15 protein-coding genes and 1 tRNA gene are annotated in these 15,358 nt (G+C 59.9%); 6 read left to right on the forward strand and 10 right to left on the reverse strand.

The genetic code is table 11. From position 1 onward, the window contains the following. Nucleotides 1–10 precede the first annotated feature (10 nt). The 5 genes from Q7V46_RS01875 to Q7V46_RS01895 form a co-directional block, all read right to left on the reverse strand. Nucleotides 11–874, reverse strand: coding sequence for an A24 family peptidase (locus Q7V46_RS01875; RefSeq protein ID WP_304911801.1), 864 nt, complete (start codon nucleotides 872–874; stop codon nucleotides 11–13). After that, entirely contained in the window at nucleotides 874–2,091 is a 1,218-nt protein-coding gene (locus tag Q7V46_RS01880) for a type II secretion system F family protein (RefSeq protein WP_304911802.1), read from the reverse strand. Before Q7V46_RS01880 ends, Q7V46_RS01875 begins: the two co-directional genes overlap by 1 nt. Nucleotides 2,092–2,123: 32 nt before the next feature. Then, nucleotides 2,124–3,857: a type IV-A pilus assembly ATPase PilB gene (gene pilB / locus Q7V46_RS01885; RefSeq protein WP_304911803.1), complete on the reverse strand. Its 1,734-nt coding sequence runs from the start codon at nucleotides 3,855–3,857 to the stop codon at nucleotides 2,124–2,126. 162 nt (nucleotides 3,858–4,019) lie between these two features. Beyond that, nucleotides 4,020–4,096: transfer RNA gene (locus tag Q7V46_RS01890), tRNA-Pro, on the reverse strand. 50 nt (nucleotides 4,097–4,146) lie between these two features. Next, a complete protein-coding gene (locus tag Q7V46_RS01895) occupies nucleotides 4,147–5,076 on the reverse strand; it encodes a polyprenyl synthetase family protein (RefSeq protein ID WP_304912021.1) in 930 nt (309 codons plus the stop codon). Between the two features lie 270 nt (nucleotides 5,077–5,346). Here Q7V46_RS01895 and rplU point away from each other — a divergent pair, with 270 nt between their 5' ends. The 4 genes from rplU (at nucleotide 5,347) to proB (ending at nucleotide 8,328) form a co-directional block, all read left to right on the forward strand. Further along, nucleotides 5,347–5,658 carry a 50S ribosomal protein L21 gene (rplU, locus tag Q7V46_RS01900; protein ID WP_304912022.1) on the forward strand — a complete coding sequence of 104 codons (312 nt, stop codon included), beginning with the start codon at nucleotides 5,347–5,349 and terminating at the stop codon, nucleotides 5,656–5,658. Between the two features lie 11 nt (nucleotides 5,659–5,669). Next, nucleotides 5,670–5,930 carry a 50S ribosomal protein L27 gene (rpmA, locus tag Q7V46_RS01905; RefSeq protein ID WP_304911804.1) on the forward strand — a complete coding sequence of 87 codons (261 nt, stop codon included), beginning with the start codon at nucleotides 5,670–5,672 and terminating at the stop codon, nucleotides 5,928–5,930. 124 nt (nucleotides 5,931–6,054) lie between these two features. Beyond that, on the forward strand, nucleotides 6,055–7,131 hold the full coding sequence (gene cgtA, locus Q7V46_RS01910) for an Obg family GTPase CgtA (RefSeq protein ID WP_304911805.1): 1,077 nt from the start codon (nucleotides 6,055–6,057) through the stop codon (nucleotides 7,129–7,131). A gap of 51 nt (nucleotides 7,132–7,182) precedes the next feature. Beyond that, on the forward strand, nucleotides 7,183–8,328 hold the full coding sequence (gene proB, locus Q7V46_RS01915; protein ID WP_304911806.1) for a glutamate 5-kinase: 1,146 nt from the start codon (nucleotides 7,183–7,185) through the stop codon (nucleotides 8,326–8,328). Between the two features lie 58 nt (nucleotides 8,329–8,386). On the opposite strand, the gene Q7V46_RS01920 is transcribed toward proB, so the two are convergent. Continuing rightward, on the reverse strand, nucleotides 8,387–9,025 hold the full coding sequence (locus Q7V46_RS01920; RefSeq protein WP_304911807.1) for an RNA pyrophosphohydrolase: 639 nt from the start codon (nucleotides 9,023–9,025) through the stop codon (nucleotides 8,387–8,389). A gap of 192 nt (nucleotides 9,026–9,217) precedes the next feature. Between Q7V46_RS01920 and Q7V46_RS01925 the strand changes: the two genes are divergently transcribed. Both Q7V46_RS01925 and Q7V46_RS01930 read left to right on the forward strand, forming a co-directional pair. Beyond that, nucleotides 9,218–10,963 (forward strand): proline--tRNA ligase, encoded by a 1,746-nt coding sequence (locus tag Q7V46_RS01925; protein ID WP_304911808.1) that lies wholly within the window; start codon nucleotides 9,218–9,220, stop codon nucleotides 10,961–10,963. Then, on the forward strand, nucleotides 10,960–11,637 hold the full coding sequence (locus Q7V46_RS01930) for a lytic transglycosylase domain-containing protein (RefSeq protein ID WP_304911809.1): 678 nt from the start codon (nucleotides 10,960–10,962) through the stop codon (nucleotides 11,635–11,637). The genes Q7V46_RS01925 and Q7V46_RS01930 overlap by 4 nt, the downstream gene beginning before the upstream one ends. A 29-nt stretch (nucleotides 11,638–11,666) precedes the next feature. On the opposite strand, the gene Q7V46_RS01935 is transcribed toward Q7V46_RS01930, so the two are convergent. The 4 genes from Q7V46_RS01935 to prfA all read right to left on the reverse strand — a co-directional run bounded on the left by Q7V46_RS01935 (nucleotide 11,667) and on the right by prfA (nucleotide 15,321). Beyond that, nucleotides 11,667–12,671 carry an AAA family ATPase gene (locus Q7V46_RS01935; RefSeq protein WP_304911810.1) on the reverse strand — a complete coding sequence of 335 codons (1,005 nt, stop codon included), beginning with the start codon at nucleotides 12,669–12,671 and terminating at the stop codon, nucleotides 11,667–11,669. A 187-nt stretch (nucleotides 12,672–12,858) separates the two neighbouring features. Next, on the reverse strand, nucleotides 12,859–13,182 hold the full coding sequence (gene grxD, locus Q7V46_RS01940) for a Grx4 family monothiol glutaredoxin (RefSeq protein ID WP_304911811.1): 324 nt from the start codon (nucleotides 13,180–13,182) through the stop codon (nucleotides 12,859–12,861). A 52-nt stretch (nucleotides 13,183–13,234) separates the two neighbouring features. After that, nucleotides 13,235–14,080, reverse strand: a complete 846-nt coding sequence (gene prmC, locus Q7V46_RS01945) for a peptide chain release factor N(5)-glutamine methyltransferase (RefSeq protein WP_304911812.1) — start codon at nucleotides 14,078–14,080, stop codon at nucleotides 13,235–13,237. 158 nt (nucleotides 14,081–14,238) lie between these two features. Next, complete coding sequence (gene prfA, locus Q7V46_RS01950) at nucleotides 14,239–15,321, reverse strand: peptide chain release factor 1 (protein ID WP_304911813.1); 1,083 nt, start codon at nucleotides 15,319–15,321, stop codon at nucleotides 14,239–14,241. Nucleotides 15,322–15,358: the final 37 nt, after the last annotated feature.

Genomic DNA, 15,358 nt, shown 5'->3' on the forward strand with positions numbered 1-15,358 from the left:
GGCCACCGCGCTACAGGCCGATGAGGGCAAGAATAGATGCATGACCGAAGACCATGGCGGTCAAGCCGGCAAGGGCGAGAAACGGACCAAAAGGAACATACCCACCTTCCCGCAGCGAACCCCTGAACTTGATGGCCAGGCCCACGATGGCACCAATGACCGATGCCATGAGAATCATCGGAATGAGAGCCTGCCAACCAAACCAGGCGCCCAGGGCAGCAAAGAGCTTGAAGTCGCCATGCCCCATCCCTTCTTTGCCAGTGACCAGCTTGAACCCCCAGTACACCAGCCAGAGCGACATGTAGCCACCCACTGCACCCCAGACCGCATCATTCAGGCTCGCACCCGTGAGCTGCAAGGCGGCACCGCAAAGACCAGCCCACAGCAAGGGCAGGGTGATGTCGTCCGGCAACAGCGTGGTGTCCCAGTCGATGAATGTCAGTGCGAGCAGAGCGGCGGCAAAGCCTGCCCACGCAATGGCTTGAAATGACAAGCCCCAGCGCCACCCGCACCATGCGAAGAGAAGTCCGCAGGCAGTTTCAACCAAAGGGTACCGGGGGCTGATTGGAGCCGCACAGGAATTGCAGCGACCGCGCAAGGCAAGGTAGCTGACCACTGGAATGTTTTCGAACCACCGGATCTGGTGATCACAATGGGGGCATCGTGATCGGGGTGTCATCAGGTTGAATGGGGGTGCATCAGCGCCGTCGACAGAAGGTTCCACACCATCAGGCTGAATCAGACTGGCGCACTCTCGCGCCCAGCCCAGCTCCATCATCTTCGGCAGTCGGTGAATCACCACATTGAGGAAGCTGCCGATCAGCAATCCCAGAATGCCCAGCAGCACCGCATCTGCGGCACCCAGAGAGGGCATCAAACCACCTGTCCCAATTTAAAGATCGGCAGGTACATCGAAACAACGATGCCGCCGATGATGGTCCCCAGGATCACGATGATGATGGGCTCCATGAGGCTCGACAAACCGGCCACCATGTCATCCACTTCGGCTTCATAGAAGTCGGCCGCTTTTCCGAGCATGTGGTCGATGGAGCCGGACTCTTCACCGATGGCGCACATCTGAAGCACCATGGAAGGAAAAATGTTGGCATTGGTCATCGCATTGGTCAGGCTGGTGCCTGTGGAGACTTCTTGCTGAATTCTCTCTGTGGCGATGGCGTAGACCGAATTCCCGGAAGCCCCGCCCACCGAGTCCAGCGCTTCGACGAGTGGAACGCCTGCTGCGAACATGGTGGAAAGTGTGCGGGTCCAGCGGGCAATCACGGATTTTTCGACCAGAGTCCCGAAGATGGGCATCTTGAGCATGACGCGGTCCATGAAATGCTGGACCTTTTCATTGCGTCGCCAGGCTTCCATCAGGAAATAGCCTCCACCACCCAGGCCCCCGAATATCAGCCACCAGTATTCGGTGAAGAACTCGCTCATGGCAATCACGAACAGCGTGGGTCCCGGCAGGTCCGCTCCGAAGGAGGTGAACACTTCCTTGAATGACGGGATCACAAAGATCATGATCACTGCGACGACCACAAACGCAACGATGATCACCGAGATCGGGTACATCAGTGCCGATTTGATCTTGGACTTGATCGCTTCGGTTTTCTCCATGTAGACCGCCAACCGGTCCAGCAATTCTTCAAGAATACCGGCAGCCTCGCCTGCTTCGACCAGGTTGCAATAGAGGCTGTCAAAGTACAGCGGGTGCTTTCGAAAGGCCGAGCTGAGCGAGGTGCCGGTTTCCACATCCGAGCGGATGTCGTTGAGCAGCTTGGTCACGCTGGGGTTGGGGTTGCCGCGCCCCACAATGTCAAAGGCCTGCAAAAGCGGCACGCCCGCCTTCATCATGGTTGCCAACTGGCGTGTGAAGATGGCGATGTCTTTTGGCTTGATGCGCTTGCCAGAGGACGTGCGGCGCTTCTTGACCTTGCCGGGGATGATCCCCTGGCGGCGCAGCGCCGCCAGAACCTGGTTTTCACCCACCGCGCGAGTTTCGCCCCGGACCGTCCTGCCATTGCGGTCCTTGCCTTCCCACTCGAATACGAAGTCCTTGATGCTCTTGGATGCAGCGGTTGCCATGGTGTCCTCGGGTTCTGGCGCCTAGTGCGCGATCATTCGTTGGTGACGCTGAGTACTTCTTCCAGCGACGTCAGGCCTTGTCTGACCTTGAGAAGCCCGGACTCTCGAAGCGTGCGCACGCCTTCTCTGCTGGCCTGTTGGGCAATGTCCAGCGCACTCCCGCCCTTCAGGATGATTCGCTGGATTTCTTCCGAAATGGGCATCACCTGGTAAATGCCCACGCGACCTTTGTAGCCGTTGTTGCATGCCGAACATCCCACAGGCCTGAACGGTGTCCAGGTGCCATCCAGGTCTTCGCTCTTGAAACCGGCGTCAATGAGTGCTTTGCGCGGTACATCCAGCGGCGCCTTGCAGGTCGGACACAACCTGCGCCCCAGGCGCTGAGCCGTGATGAGAATGACACTGGAGGCAATGTTGAACGTGGGAATCCCCATGTTCATCATCCGCGTCAGGGTCGTGGGCGCGTCGTTGGTGTGCAGGGTGGACAGCACCATGTGGCCGGTCTGGGCAGCCTTGATGGAAATATCGGCGGTCTCCAGATCGCGAATCTCACCCACCATGATCACATCGGGATCCTGGCGCAAGAAGGCCTTGAGGGCCGCTGCAAACGTCAGTCCTGCCTTCTCGTTCACATTGACCTGGTTGACACCGGGCAAGTTGATTTCCGAAGGATCTTCTGCCGTGGATATGTTGATGCCTGGCTTGTTCAGGATGTTCAGGCAGGTGTAGAGCGAAACCGTCTTGCCCGATCCCGTGGGGCCAGTGACCAGCACCATGCCGTAGGGACGGGCAATCGCAGACAGCAGCCGCGCTTTTTCCTCAGGTTCATAGCCCAGCGCCTCGATCCCCACCTTTGCACTGCTCGGATCCAGAATCCGGATCACGATCTTTTCACCAAAGAGCGTAGGCAATGTACTGACGCGGAAGTCGATCACCCGATCCGGACCAATCTTCAGTTTCATTCGACCATCTTGTGGTACCCGCTTCTCGGAGATATCCATGCGGGAGATCACCTTGATGCGAGACGCCAGCTTGTCCTTGATGGCAATGGGGGGTGAGGCAATTTCCCTGAGTTCGCCGTCGATCCGGAAGCGCACGCGGTAGGTGTGCTCATAGGGCTCAAAATGAAGGTCAGATGCGCGCATGTTGAACGCATCGATCAGCATTTTGTGGAGAAACTTCACCACTGGGGCGTCGTCTACCTCGGATGCCTTGTCGGCGGCGTCGGTCACCACGGTTTCGGTGGCGAGGTCATCAAACTCGATATCCCCACCGATGATGTTGTCCATCGCCTCGCTGGCGGTGGTGCTCTGCGACTCCACCAGTTTGCTGAGCTTGTCGTACTCGGCGATGACCCAATCCACACCCATCTGGGTGGCGAACTTGATTTTTTCGACGGCCTGCTGATCTGCCGGGTCTGCCGTGGCAACAATGAGCCGGTTGCTGCGCTTGCTCAACACCACGATGCGGTAGTCGGAGCAGATTTTGGGGTCCAGCAGACCCTTGGGAAGGCGCTCGGCGTCAATCGCATCCAGGTCCAGCAGCGGCGCTGCAAAGGCGCTTGCGATGGTGTGCGCCATGTCCGCTGCCGAAACCGCACCTGAGTTGGTCAGCTCTGCAATGAAACTCGTGCGGCCGCTTTGAGCCTTCTTGTACAGGTCCTCAGCGGCTTTTTGCTTGAGCTTTCCCGCAGACACGAGTGCCCGCCCCAAGCCGGGAAGGGCCATGGAAGAGCTTTCCTGGGTTACCGTATCGACAGACGCCATAAATTCGTAATCTATCGCAAATCAACGACTTGCCTCACACAATTGAGGCGAATTGTGCCGAATTTGCCCATTCCTGGCGAAGCGTCGTTGTTTACGTGTCGTGAAGTTGTCACCATGCCACTGAGGCCCATGCTGGGCGGTATCCGTGGGGCGACCAGTGGATGGTCGGGGTGAGAGGATTCGAACCTCCGGCCTCTACGTCCCGAACGTAGCGCTCTACCTGGCTAAGCTACACCCCGAAGCTGTGCGGGTTCCTGATGCGGTCGCACCAGATTCTTCACGCGGATCGTCAGGATCGGCGACCCAAAAGCTCGGTCGCCAATTCTAGCAAGGCGCCGCTGTATTCGTTCTCAGGCAATGCTCGCGCTGCCTGGATCGCACGTTGGGCTTCCGCCGTCGCGCTTGCCGTTGCCAATTCCAGTGCGCCCGATGTTTGAATGATCGACTGAATCTCTTCCAGGTGAGTTTGATCACCTTCGACAATGGCGCCACGGATCAGCGCTTTTTGCCCTTCGCTGGCGGTTCGCAGCGCGCAAATGATGGGAAGCGTGACCTTGCCTTCGCGCAGGTCGTCTCCAAGATTCTTGCCAAGCACTTCCCGGTCACCTTCGTAGTCAAGGACGTCATCGATCACCTGAAATGCTGTGCCAAGCGCTTGCCCATAGGTGGCGCAAAGCGCTTCGGTTTCGACATCGGCTCCGGCGAGAATGGGCGCCAGTCGCGCGCTTGCCTCGAACAACTTCGCAGTCTTGGAGCGTATGACACGCAAATAGGCTTCTTCGTCCAGGGAAGCATCACGCATGTTCATCAACTGCATCACTTCACCTTCGGCAATGACGTTGGTCGCTTCGGAGAGAACCTGCATGACCCGCATGTTGTCGACATCGACCATCATCTGGAAGGCCCGCGAATAAAGGAAGTCACCGACGAGCACGCTGGCCGCGTTGCCAAAGCGCTCGTTAGCGGTCTCTCGCCCTCTTCGCAAGGTGGACTCGTCGACCACATCGTCGTGAAGAAGGGTGGCCGTATGGATGAATTCGACCACCGCAGCCAGCGAATGTCTTTGTGGATGCCGGCTGCCCAATGCTCCCGACATGAGCAAAAGCAAAGCTGGACGAAGGCGCTTCCCGCCAGACGAAATGATGTACTGGGCCACTTCCCTGACCAGCGGCACATCGGTTGAGAGCCTCTCTTTGATGACCTCGTCCACCCTCAGCATGTCAGGCTGAATCAAGTCGAGTGCGTGAGCGGCGGCGGCAGAGGTGGTCAAGATGCGGTGTCGGCTGAAGTGCTAAGGGCTGTGAACGCTGGAGGAATTATAGAAAGCTGGCCTCCACTTTCGTTGTGCACCGTAATTGCCCGGCGGGGATTTCAGTGCGCGCCATTTGTGCTCACTTGGAAACCACGCAAGGCCATGCTAGAATTGCCGGTTCAGCGAAAAGGGTTTTGCTGGTTGCTCCACTCGTGGAGTGTTTTTGAAGAGGTTCATATGTACGCGGTCATAAAAACCGGTGGCAAACAGTATCGTGTTGCTGCTGGCGAAAAAATTAAAGTAGAACAGATTGCTGCGGATGTGGGCCAAGAGATCGTGATTGACCAGGTTCTGGCTGTCGGCAACGGCAGCGAGATCAAGGTTGGCACTCCCTTGGTTTCCGGCGCAACGGTCACGGTCACGGTGGTGGCACATGGCAGGCACGACAAGGTTCGCATCTTCAAGATGCGCCGTCGCAAGCACTACCAGAAGCGCCAGGGCCACCGTCAGAATTTCACCGAGCTGCAGATCGCTTCGATCGCAGTCTGAGGAGTCGATAAATGGCACAGAAAAAAGGCGGCGGCTCTACGCGAAACGGGCGCGATTCCAAGCCCAAGATGCTCGGTGTGAAGGCTTTTGGTGGTGAGCTGGTGAGCGCCGGTTCGATCATCGTCCGCCAGCGCGGCACGCGATTTCATCCGGGCGCCAATGTCGGTTTGGGCAAGGACCACACCTTGTTTGCCACGGTTGATGGGCACGTCACGTTCGCCATCAAGGGCGCGCTGAACCGTCAGGTTGTCAGCATCACGCCGGCTGCCTGATTCTGGCGGCGTCTAGGACGGCTGGGCTCGCCCGGCAGTGATCCTTCCAGAGCGGTAACACTCTGATTGCAAAAGGCCCGCCAGCGCGGGCCTTTTGTGTTGGTCTCTACAGGAGAAACATGTCATGAAATTTGTGGACGAAGCCACGATCGATGTTGCTGCAGGCGACGGTGGCAATGGCTGCGCATCTTTCCGGCATGAAAAATACAAAGAGTTTGGTGGCCCAGATGGCGGAGATGGTGGTCGAGGAGGCCATGTGTACGCCATTGCAGATGCCAGCCTGAATACGCTGGTTGACTTTCGTTTCACGAGGCGCTTTGAAGCCCGCCGTGGTGAGCACGGCAAAGGGTCTGACATGTTTGGCATCAAGGGCGACGACATCATGCTCAAGATGCCGGTGGGCACCATCATTGCCGATGCAGAGACGGGTGAGGTCCTGCACGAACTGCTCGAACCCGGTGAGCAGATCACCATCGCCAAGGGCGGTGATGGAGGCTTCGGCAACATGCACTACAAGAGCTCGACCAACCGGGCTCCGCGTCAGAAAACACCGGGATGGCCCGGCGAGCGCCGCACATTGAAGCTGGAGCTCAAGGTACTGGCAGACGTCGGCCTGCTCGGCATGCCCAATGCGGGCAAGTCAACGCTGATCGCTGCGATTTCGAATGCGCGCCCGAAAATTGCCGACTACCCTTTCACCACCCTGTATCCCAACCTCGGCGTGGTCAGGGTGGGGCCTGAAAAAAGTTTCGTGGTGGCTGATGTGCCCGGGTTGATTGAAGGCGCTTCGGAAGGAGCAGGACTGGGACACCAGTTTTTGCGTCATTTGCAGCGCACGCGTCTCCTTCTGCATCTTGTGGACATGGCGCCGTTCGCCGAAGGTGTGGATCCTGTACAGCAGGTCAAGGCCATAGCGGCGGAATTGAAAAAATTCGACCCCGCGCTCTATGCCAAACCGAGATGGCTGGTATTGAACAAACTCGACATGGTGCCCACCGAGGAGCGGGAAGCCCGAGTCAAAGACGTCGTCAAGCGACTCAGGTACAAGGGCCCGGTTTTTGAAATATCGGCGCTCACCCGGGAAGGGTGCGAGTTGTTGATTCAGAAGGTCTATCAACACATCGCACAAGTGCACCAGTCGTTGCAGCCACCGACTGAGGTCGATCCCCGGTTTTCAGATGCACCGGACAGCGGCAAGTGACGTTGGCCAGGCCATTGATCCGCATTTTTCTGATCTATGTTGGATGAGTCCATGAACGCGATCGAGCCGTTACCGGTGTCTTTGCTCAAACATGCCCGTCGCATTGTGGTCAAGGTGGGTTCAAGCCTGGTGACCAATGACGGAAGGGGGCTGGATGAGGAGGCCATCGGCGAGTGGTGCCAACAACTCGCGGAACTGGCGCAACAGGGGCGTGAGCTGATCATGGTGAGCAGCGGCGCTGTTGCCGAGGGCATGAAGCGGCTGGGCTGGGCCGAGCGTCCCAAGGAGATCCATGAACTGCAGGCGGCAGCGGCTGTGGGGCAAATGGGGCTGGTGCAGATGTACGAGTCCAAACTGCGTGCTTGCGGCGTGGGCAGTGCGCAGGTGCTGTTGACCCATGCCGACCTGGCCGACCGCGAACGTTACCTGAACGCCAGATCCACTTTGGTGACGCTGCTGGGTCTTGGCGTGGTCCCGGTGATCAATGAAAACGACACCGTGGTCAACGACGAGATCAAGTTTGGCGACAACGACACGCTGGGGGCGCTGGTGGCGAACCTGGTTGAGGCCGATGTGCTGGTGATTCTGACCGATCAGAAAGGGCTTTACACGGCCGATCCCAGGCACAACCCCCAAGCTGAGTTCGTGCATCTGGCTCGGGCGGGGGACCCGAGGCTGGAGGCCATGGCCGGGGGCGCAGGATCTGGCATTGGCAAGGGCGGGATGCTAACGAAGATACTGGCCGCGAAGCGTGCGGCTGCTTCAGGAGCGTCCACCGTCATCGCCTGGGGTCGCGAGCCCCGCGTGCTGTTGCGTTTGTGCGAGGGTGAGTCGATCGGCACCTGCTTGCAGGCGCAGACACCCAAGAACCAGGCACGCAAGCGCTGGATCGCCGATCATTTGCAACTGCGCGGTGCCGTGGTGGTGGATGACGGTGCGATGGCGAAGCTTCAGGGCGAGGGAAAGAGTCTGTTACCGATCGGCATGCTTGCTGTGGATGGCGATTTTTCGCGCGGCGACGTGATCGCGGTTCGAAGCATCAACGGCTTGGAGATCGCCCGGGGGCTGGCCAACTACGCCAGCTCGGAGGCTCGCCTCATATGCCGAAAGTCATCCTCTGACTTCGAACGCTTGTTGGGCTATGTCGGTGAACACGAAATGATTCATCGCGACAATCTCGTGTTGTCCAGTCGCTGAAGCAAGGCGGGGGCCCTTGATCGCAGGCGTCTGCGCCGATGTTACGCGTCGGACCCGTTCAATTTGAAGGTTCGGCGTTGCGATGGCTTTGCGGATCCGGATCGAAACTGGCACCTGGTGGCAGCTCAAGACCCAAGGGTGCTGTGATCATTGGCTCCCCCTGGAGGCCTTCGCCGGGCCCGCGCTGCTTTGCCCCGCTGCGCAGATAACGGTTGCGCGGATCGTTTCTCGGCAAATAACGCGCGAGTTCAGTCAATGCCATCTCGTAGACCCCGCGCTTGAACTCGACCACGACGTCCAGCGGGACCCAGTAGTCGTGCCAACGCCACGCATCAAATTCGGGATGGCTGGTGGCGCGCAGATTGAGATTCCAGTCGTGCGCAACCAATCTCAGCAGGTACCAGATCTGTTTCTGCCCTTTGTAGTGGCCGCGTGCATCACGTCGGATGAACCGGTCCGGCACTTCGTAGCGCAACCAGTCCCTGGTGCGGGCCACAATGCTCACGTGCTCGGGCATCAAGCCCACTTCCTCGTGCAGTTCCCGGTACATCGCTTGCTCGGGGGTTTCGCCCCTGTCGATACCACCTTGCGGAAACTGCCAGGAGTGAGAGCGGATGCGCTTGCCCCAGAACACCTGGTTTCTCTGGTTGAGCAGAATGATGCCGACATTGGGCCTGAAGCCTTCTCTGTCAAGCATAATCAACCTCAAATTTTTGAACTGTATGGATTATGCATCGCGCATGACAAATTCCGTACCGTTCTGCCCCCTGAGGGCGATCAACGCCGGGTATATACCGACTGATGGACCCCGTGACCATCCAGGCATGGGGGTCGCATCTGCCCTTCATTCACATCTTTTCTTGAGACCTTTACGGTTCGTGTGCCCTTCATGAAAGCCTCTCAGTTCTATATTTCCACGCTAAAGGAGGCGCCTGCCGACGCCGAGGTGGTCAGTCACCAGTTGATGACCAGAGCCGGCATGATCAAGAAGCTGGGTGCGGGCATATACACCTACATGCCGATGGGTCTGCGGGTGATCCAGAAGGTGGAGAAGATCGTTCGCGAAGAGATGAACCGCGCGGGTGCCGTGGAGCTGACCATGCCTGTGATCCAGCCCGCCGAATTCTGGCAGGAGACCGGCCGGTTCGAGAAGATGGGACCGGAACTGCTGCGCATCAAGGACCGCCACGATCGCGACTTCGTGGTTCAACCCACCAGTGAAGAAGTGGTCACCGACATCGCCAGGCAGGAGCTGCGCAGCTACAAGCAGTTGCCCAAGAATTTTTACCAGATTCAGACCAAGTTCCGGGACGAGCGCCGGCCCCGATTCGGATTGATGCGCGGGCGCGAGTTCATCATGAAGGACGCCTACAGCTTTGATCGCGACGAAGCCGCCGCCAAGGCCAGCTACCAGGTCATGGCCGCCGCCTACCGCCGCATCTTCGATCGTTTCGGCCTGCGCTACCGTGCAGTGGCTGCCGACAGCGGTGCCATTGGCGGCGACCTGTCTGAGGAATTTCAGGTGATTGCATCCACAGGTGAAGATGCGATCGTGTATTGCCCGAGCAGCGATTACGCCGCCAACATGGAAAAGGCGGAGTCGCTTGCGCCACAAGCAGCAAGACCCGCTTCATGCAATCCCATGACCAAGACCCCGACGCCCGGAAAGAGCACCTGCGCCGACGTGGCCGCGCTGCTGGGTGTTCCCCTTGCCACCACAGTGAAATCACTCGTGCTGGCCACCGACGAACTGGGTGATGACGGGCAGATCGTGCGTTCGCAAGTCTGGTTGTTGCTCCTTCGAGGCGACCACGACATGAACGAGGTCAAGGTATCCAAGGTGCCCGGTCTGGACGTGGGCTTCCGCTTTGCCAGCATCCCCGAAATCGAGAACCACTTCGGTTGCAAGCCTGGCTACCTGGGACCCGTGGGTACCCTGCTACCGGTGAAGCTGGTCGTGGACCGCGAAGTGGCGGTGATGGCCGACTGGATCTGTGGCGCCAATCAGGCTGACTTCCACATGACAGGGGTGAACTGGGGGCGTGATCTGCCCGAGCCCGATCTGGTGACCGATCTGCGCAATGTGGTGGAAGGTGACGCTTCGCCAGACGGCAAGGGCGTTCTGGCCATCGAGCGCGGCATCGAGGTGGGTCATGTGTTTTACCTGGGAACCAAGTACAGCAAGGCCATGAACGCGACCTTCCTGGGTGAAGACGGCAAGCCCGCGCATTTTGAAATGGGATGTTATGGAATCGGCATTACGCGTTTGCCAGCAGCGGCCGTTGAGCAGAATCACGATGAGCGCGGCATCATCTGGCCCGATGCGATCGCACCGTTCACGGCAGTGGTTTGTCCGATCGGCATGGATCGCAGCGCAGAAGTCCGCAGCGCTGCAGAGCGGCTGTATGCAGACCTGTCGGCAGAGGGTATTGACGTGATCCTGGACGATCGTGGCGAGCGTCCGGGGGCCATGTTTGCCGACTGGGAACTCATCGGGGTGCCGCACCGGATCACCATCGGGGACCGTGGCCTCAAATCAGGGCAGGTGGAATACCAGCACCGGCGAGATGCCGCTGCCACCCAGGTGGCGTTGGGCGAAGTGGTGGCATTTCTGAAGAACAGACTGGGCGGATGAATCGATCAGCTTCGCTTTTGCCATTGTTGCTGCAACAGGGCCAGCACTGGGCTCCTGGCCGGCGTGCGTGCCTGCTGGCGGGTGTCTCCGGTCTGGCGTGGTCTGCTTCGTCGTTGCTCAGTCCTGTGGCGGCTGGTCAACTGGAAGAACCTTTGGCCGATTCAGTACGCAGTGCATTGGCCTCTGCCATCGCCCACAGTGCACCCCCTGACCCAGTGTTTGCTGATACCGAGCGGCGACTGGCGTACTTGCGCTGGCTGGGCGCCATGGGCGACCGCCTGCACCGACGCAAGCCGGATTTTCAGACCCGAATCGAGTTCCTGCAGACGGTCTGGTACGAAACGCGGCGCGCCGGTCTGGACACCACCTTGGTCATGGGACTGATCCAGGTGGAAAGTGCGTTTCGCAAGTTCGCCATTTCGCGGGTGGGCGCCAGAGGTTACATGCAGATCATGCCCTTCTGGTCCCGGCTGATCGGCGATGGCGAAGTCGGCAGGCTCTTCGACATGCGCGTCAACCTGCGCTTCGGCTGCGTGATTCTGCGCCACTATCTGGATCGGGAACGCGGCAACACCTTCATGGCGCTGGGTCGCTACAACGGCAGTCGCGGTCGCGCTGAATACCCGAACGCGGTGTATGCGGCGGCGCGAAACTGGGTACACCCCGACGCCTGAGCGCACAGGTGGGGCGCGTGCACTTGGCCCTACTGCAAGAAGCCGATTCGGGCCTTTGCGGCTCCCAACTTGGGCAGGTCGACCGGCTCAATTCTGTAGCGGTTGTCCAGGCGGGCGTTGCCGAAAGCCGTGACCAGCGCCCGGCGCATTTCGCGTGGGGCGAGTGTGGCGAGCGCATCGAGCACATCATCCACGGGCTCGGGATCGAAGCGTTGGCCCCAGTCGTGTTCGCCTCGAATGCCCCGGTACAGGTGCGCCGCGATCTTGCGTGCGGCTTCTGGTGAGGGCGAAGCGATTTCAAACACGTTCATGCGATTGAGAATGGGCTCGGGGATGCTGCGCTCGTCGTTGGCTGTGGTGATCCAGATCACCTGGCTGGCGTCGATCGGTACCTCGGCATATTCGTCGACAAAGCTCTGTGCGGTGTCGTGTTCGAGCAGGCTGTAAAGGGCGCCCATGGGGTCGTACTGGGCGTCGGCGCTGGCTTTGTCGATTTCGTCGACCACGATCACCGGATTGGCGTATTGTCCGTCCACCAGTGCTTCAAACACTTTCCCGGGCTTGGCGCCTTTCCATTGGGACGATGAACCAGACAGAAGCCAGCCGGCCGTCATGGAACTCATGGGGATCAGGCTCATGCTGGTGCCCAGCAGGTCGGCGATCTGGCGTGCGAAGTGGGTCTTTCCTACCCCAGGCGGGCCCAGCAGCAGGATGGGCGTGACTTCAAGACTGTCGTGGCTGTCTTGCGTGAGGGCCACATGGCGCTTCACGTCGTCGAGCACTTCACCAAAATTGGGCAGCAGGTCGTACAACGGCGCCATGTCAGGCACGCCGGACGGTTTGACGGCAAAGCGTTCGGGTCCGCGCTCGAGCATGCGCTGCCAGGTGTTGCGCAAGGCATCGAAGTCGCGCTCGGTGCCGCTGGCTTGCAGGTGCGCCAGCTTGCGCTCGACGGCATCCGCGCTGAACACGCTGCGCATCTGGGCGATGGGCAGGCCCATGGTGGGTGAAGCGACCAGGCTGCGTAAGCTCATGCGGTTCTCCTTGGGTACGGCAGTGCTTTTATTCAAGCACAAGACGTGCCTGCCCTCAATGCCGGATAAGACCTCGAAAACACCGTCTTTCCTTGTTCATGCGCCAGACCGTGACAAATACCGCGAACACCAACGAAGAAAGCCACCCTCGGGTGGCTTTCTGGCGACAAGAACCGGCTTATCGAGGTCAGGCTCCGCCGTTGATGACCTGCTGCAGTTCGCCGGACTCGTACATCTCCATCATGATGTCCGACCCGCCGATGAATTCACCCTTTACATAGAGCTGGGGAATGGTGGGCCAGTTGCTGTATTCCTTGATGCCCTGGCGAATGCCTTCGTCCTCCAGCACGTTCACGGTTTTCAGGGTGCGTGGTTCGACACCGCAGGCCTTGAGGATCTGGATGGCACGGCCCGAGAAGCCGCACATGGGGAAACTGGCGTTGCCCTTCATGAAGAGCACAACGTCGCTCGATTTGACGATCTGGTCGATTTGGGTTTGTGCGTCGCTCATGGCAGAAATTCCTTGATCTGATGGGTCGTGTCCGACCCGGAAACAAATCCGATTATCGCTGCTCTGGCCATTGGCCTCCACTGCAGCGCTCAATGCCCGCGAGGTCGGTGCGGCTGGTGACCACTTCAAAGCCGGCTCGCTCCAACAGATCGCGCACCGGGCCAGCCTGGTCGTGGCCATGCTCCAGCAGCAGCCAGCCGCCGGGCACCAGGAAGCTCGGCGCTTCGGCGATCAGGTGTCGCAGGTCGTCCAACCCATCGGGCCCGGAAACCAGAGCAGAAAAGGGTTCGTGTTGAAGTTGGGCCAGGTGCGGGTCGTTGGTCTTGATGTAGGGCGGGTTGCTGAGGATCAGGTCGAAGCGCTCGCCCGGCACCGCTGCGAGCCAGTGGCCGAGCCGAAAAGACACGGCCAGATGGAGTGCCTCAGCATTCGCTTGAGCCACCGCCAGGGCTTCTGGACTGGCGTCGGTTGCCCATACGTGGGTGTGCGGTCTGCTTGACTTGAGGGCCAGAGCGATGGCACCGCTACCGGTGCCGAGATCCAGGGCGCGCAGCGGGATACTGCTTCTTTCAGTAGCGGCATCGACGACATCCATCGCCCAGAGCACCAGGGTCTCGGTGTCCGGCCGCGGTACGAGTACACGCCCGTCAACCTTCAAGGGCAACCCGAAGAACTCCTTGGTGCCCGTGAGGTAAGGAAGAGGCTCGCCTTGAGCTCGTCGCCGGCACAGCTGTTCAAACAACCGCTCCTGGTCCGCACTCAGCACCTGGTCGTCATGGGCAGAGAGCCAGGCGCGGGCATTGGGGTCGCGCCCCAGGCTGAACAGCAGCAGCATCTGGGCGTCGAGCCGGTCAAGACCGGCGGCCGCAGCTTGGCGAAGCGCATCGGTCAACGTCATTTCAAGCTTCCAGGATCAACCATCGCCGAAAAGCGCCCATGGTGGTGGAATGAAGAAGCGCCCTCCAGGGCACCCGTGGAACCGCCCTTCGACAGGCTCAGGACGGGCCATGAGGTGCGTCCCCCCTTGGGGGGAAGACGCGAAGCGGCGCAGGGGGGTCATGCCTTCCCTTCCAGCTCGGCCAGCAGCTCGGCCCCTCGCGCCACCTGCAGTGCGTGCACCACATCACCCAGATCCCCCTCCATGACCTGGAGCAGCTTGTAGACGGTGAGGTTGATGCGGTGGTCGGTGAGTCGGCCTTGCGGAAAGTTGTAGGTGCGGATGCGGTCGCTGCGGTCGCCGCTGCCGATCAGGCCCTTGCGGGTGGCGGCTTCTTTGGCTGCTCGCTCGGAGCGGTCTTTTTCCTGCAGCCGTGCGGTGAGCACCTGCAACGCCTTGGCTTTGTTGCTGTGCTGGGAGCGGCCGTCCTGGCATTCGGCGGTGATGCCGGTGGGCAGGTGCGTAACGCGGACCGCAGAGTCGGTCTTGTTGATGTGCTGCCCTCCGGCACCGCTGGCGCGGTAGGTGTCGATGCGCAGTTCGCTGGGGTTGAGGGCGATGGCCTGGGTTTCATCCGGCTCTGGCATCACGGCCACTGTGGCCGCGCTGGTGTGGATGCGGCCCTGAGTTTCCGTGACCGGCACCCGTTGTACGCGGTGGCCGCCAGACTCGAAACGCAGGCGACCATAGGCCCCGTGACCCGCAACGCGCAACACCACCTCCTTGTAGCCACCCAGTTCGCTGGGCGACTCGCTCACGATCTCCACCTGCCAGCGCTGAGTTTCGGCGTAGCGCGTGTACATCCGTGCCAGGTCGCCAGCAAACAGTGCGGACTCGTCACCGCCGGTGCCAGCGCGGATTTCCAGGAAGGCATTGCGCTCGTCGTCGGGGTCTTTGGGCAAGAGCTGCTGTTGCAGCTCGATGTCCAGCTCGGCCATGTCGGTGCTGGCTGAGGCCATTTCTTCTTCTGCCAGTTCGACCATGTCGGGGTCGTTCAGCATCGCCTGGGCAGACGCATGGTCGGCCTCGCGTTGCAGGAAGCGGTTGTAAATTTCGACCAGGCTGGAAGCGTCGGCATGTTCGCGGCTCAGGGCGCGAAAGCGGTCCATGTCGTTGACCACATCAGGTGCAGACAGCAGAGCATCCAGTTCGTGCAGGCGCGCTCGTTGGCGCTGCAAGGTATCGCGGACAAAAGGTTTCATGAGGTGGGAAGATGGCCAGCAGGGGAGCGACAACGTG

This window comes from Hydrogenophaga sp. (assembly GCF_030651625.1).
Lineage (GTDB): Bacteria > Pseudomonadota > Gammaproteobacteria > Burkholderiales > Burkholderiaceae_C > Hydrogenophaga.

Bases quoted from the DNA above. Each gene is read 5' to 3' on its own strand.
- Q7V46_RS01925 (WP_304911808.1), top strand. From the start codon at position 9,218: ATGAAAGCCTCTCAGTTCTATATTTCCACGCTAAAGGAGGCGCCTGCC.
- cgtA (WP_304911805.1), top strand. From the start codon at position 6,055: ATGAAATTTGTGGACGAAGCCACGATCGATGTTGCTGCAGGCGACGGT.
- prfA (WP_304911813.1), bottom strand. From the start codon at position 15,321: ATGAAACCTTTTGTCCGCGATACCTTGCAGCGCCAACGAGCGCGCCTG.
- Q7V46_RS01930 (WP_304911809.1), top strand. From the start codon at position 10,960: ATGAATCGATCAGCTTCGCTTTTGCCATTGTTGCTGCAACAGGGCCAG.
- Q7V46_RS01880 (WP_304911802.1), bottom strand. From the start codon at position 2,091: ATGGCAACCGCTGCATCCAAGAGCATCAAGGACTTCGTATTCGAGTGG.
- Q7V46_RS01895 (WP_304912021.1), bottom strand. From the start codon at position 5,076: ATGCTGAGGGTGGACGAGGTCATCAAAGAGAGGCTCTCAACCGATGTG.
- grxD (WP_304911811.1), bottom strand. From the start codon at position 13,182: ATGAGCGACGCACAAACCCAAATCGACCAGATCGTCAAATCGAGCGAC.
- rpmA (WP_304911804.1), top strand. From the start codon at position 5,670: ATGGCACAGAAAAAAGGCGGCGGCTCTACGCGAAACGGGCGCGATTCC.
- rplU (WP_304912022.1), top strand. From the start codon at position 5,347: ATGTACGCGGTCATAAAAACCGGTGGCAAACAGTATCGTGTTGCTGCT.
- Q7V46_RS01875 (WP_304911801.1), bottom strand. From the start codon at position 874: ATGCCCTCTCTGGGTGCCGCAGATGCGGTGCTGCTGGGCATTCTGGGA.
- Q7V46_RS01920 (WP_304911807.1), bottom strand. From the start codon at position 9,025: ATGCTTGACAGAGAAGGCTTCAGGCCCAATGTCGGCATCATTCTGCTC.
- Q7V46_RS01935 (WP_304911810.1), bottom strand. From the start codon at position 12,671: ATGAGCTTACGCAGCCTGGTCGCTTCACCCACCATGGGCCTGCCCATC.
- pilB (WP_304911803.1), bottom strand. From the start codon at position 3,857: ATGGCGTCTGTCGATACGGTAACCCAGGAAAGCTCTTCCATGGCCCTT.
- prmC (WP_304911812.1), bottom strand. From the start codon at position 14,080: ATGACGTTGACCGATGCGCTTCGCCAAGCTGCGGCCGCCGGTCTTGAC.
- proB (WP_304911806.1), top strand. From the start codon at position 7,183: ATGAACGCGATCGAGCCGTTACCGGTGTCTTTGCTCAAACATGCCCGT.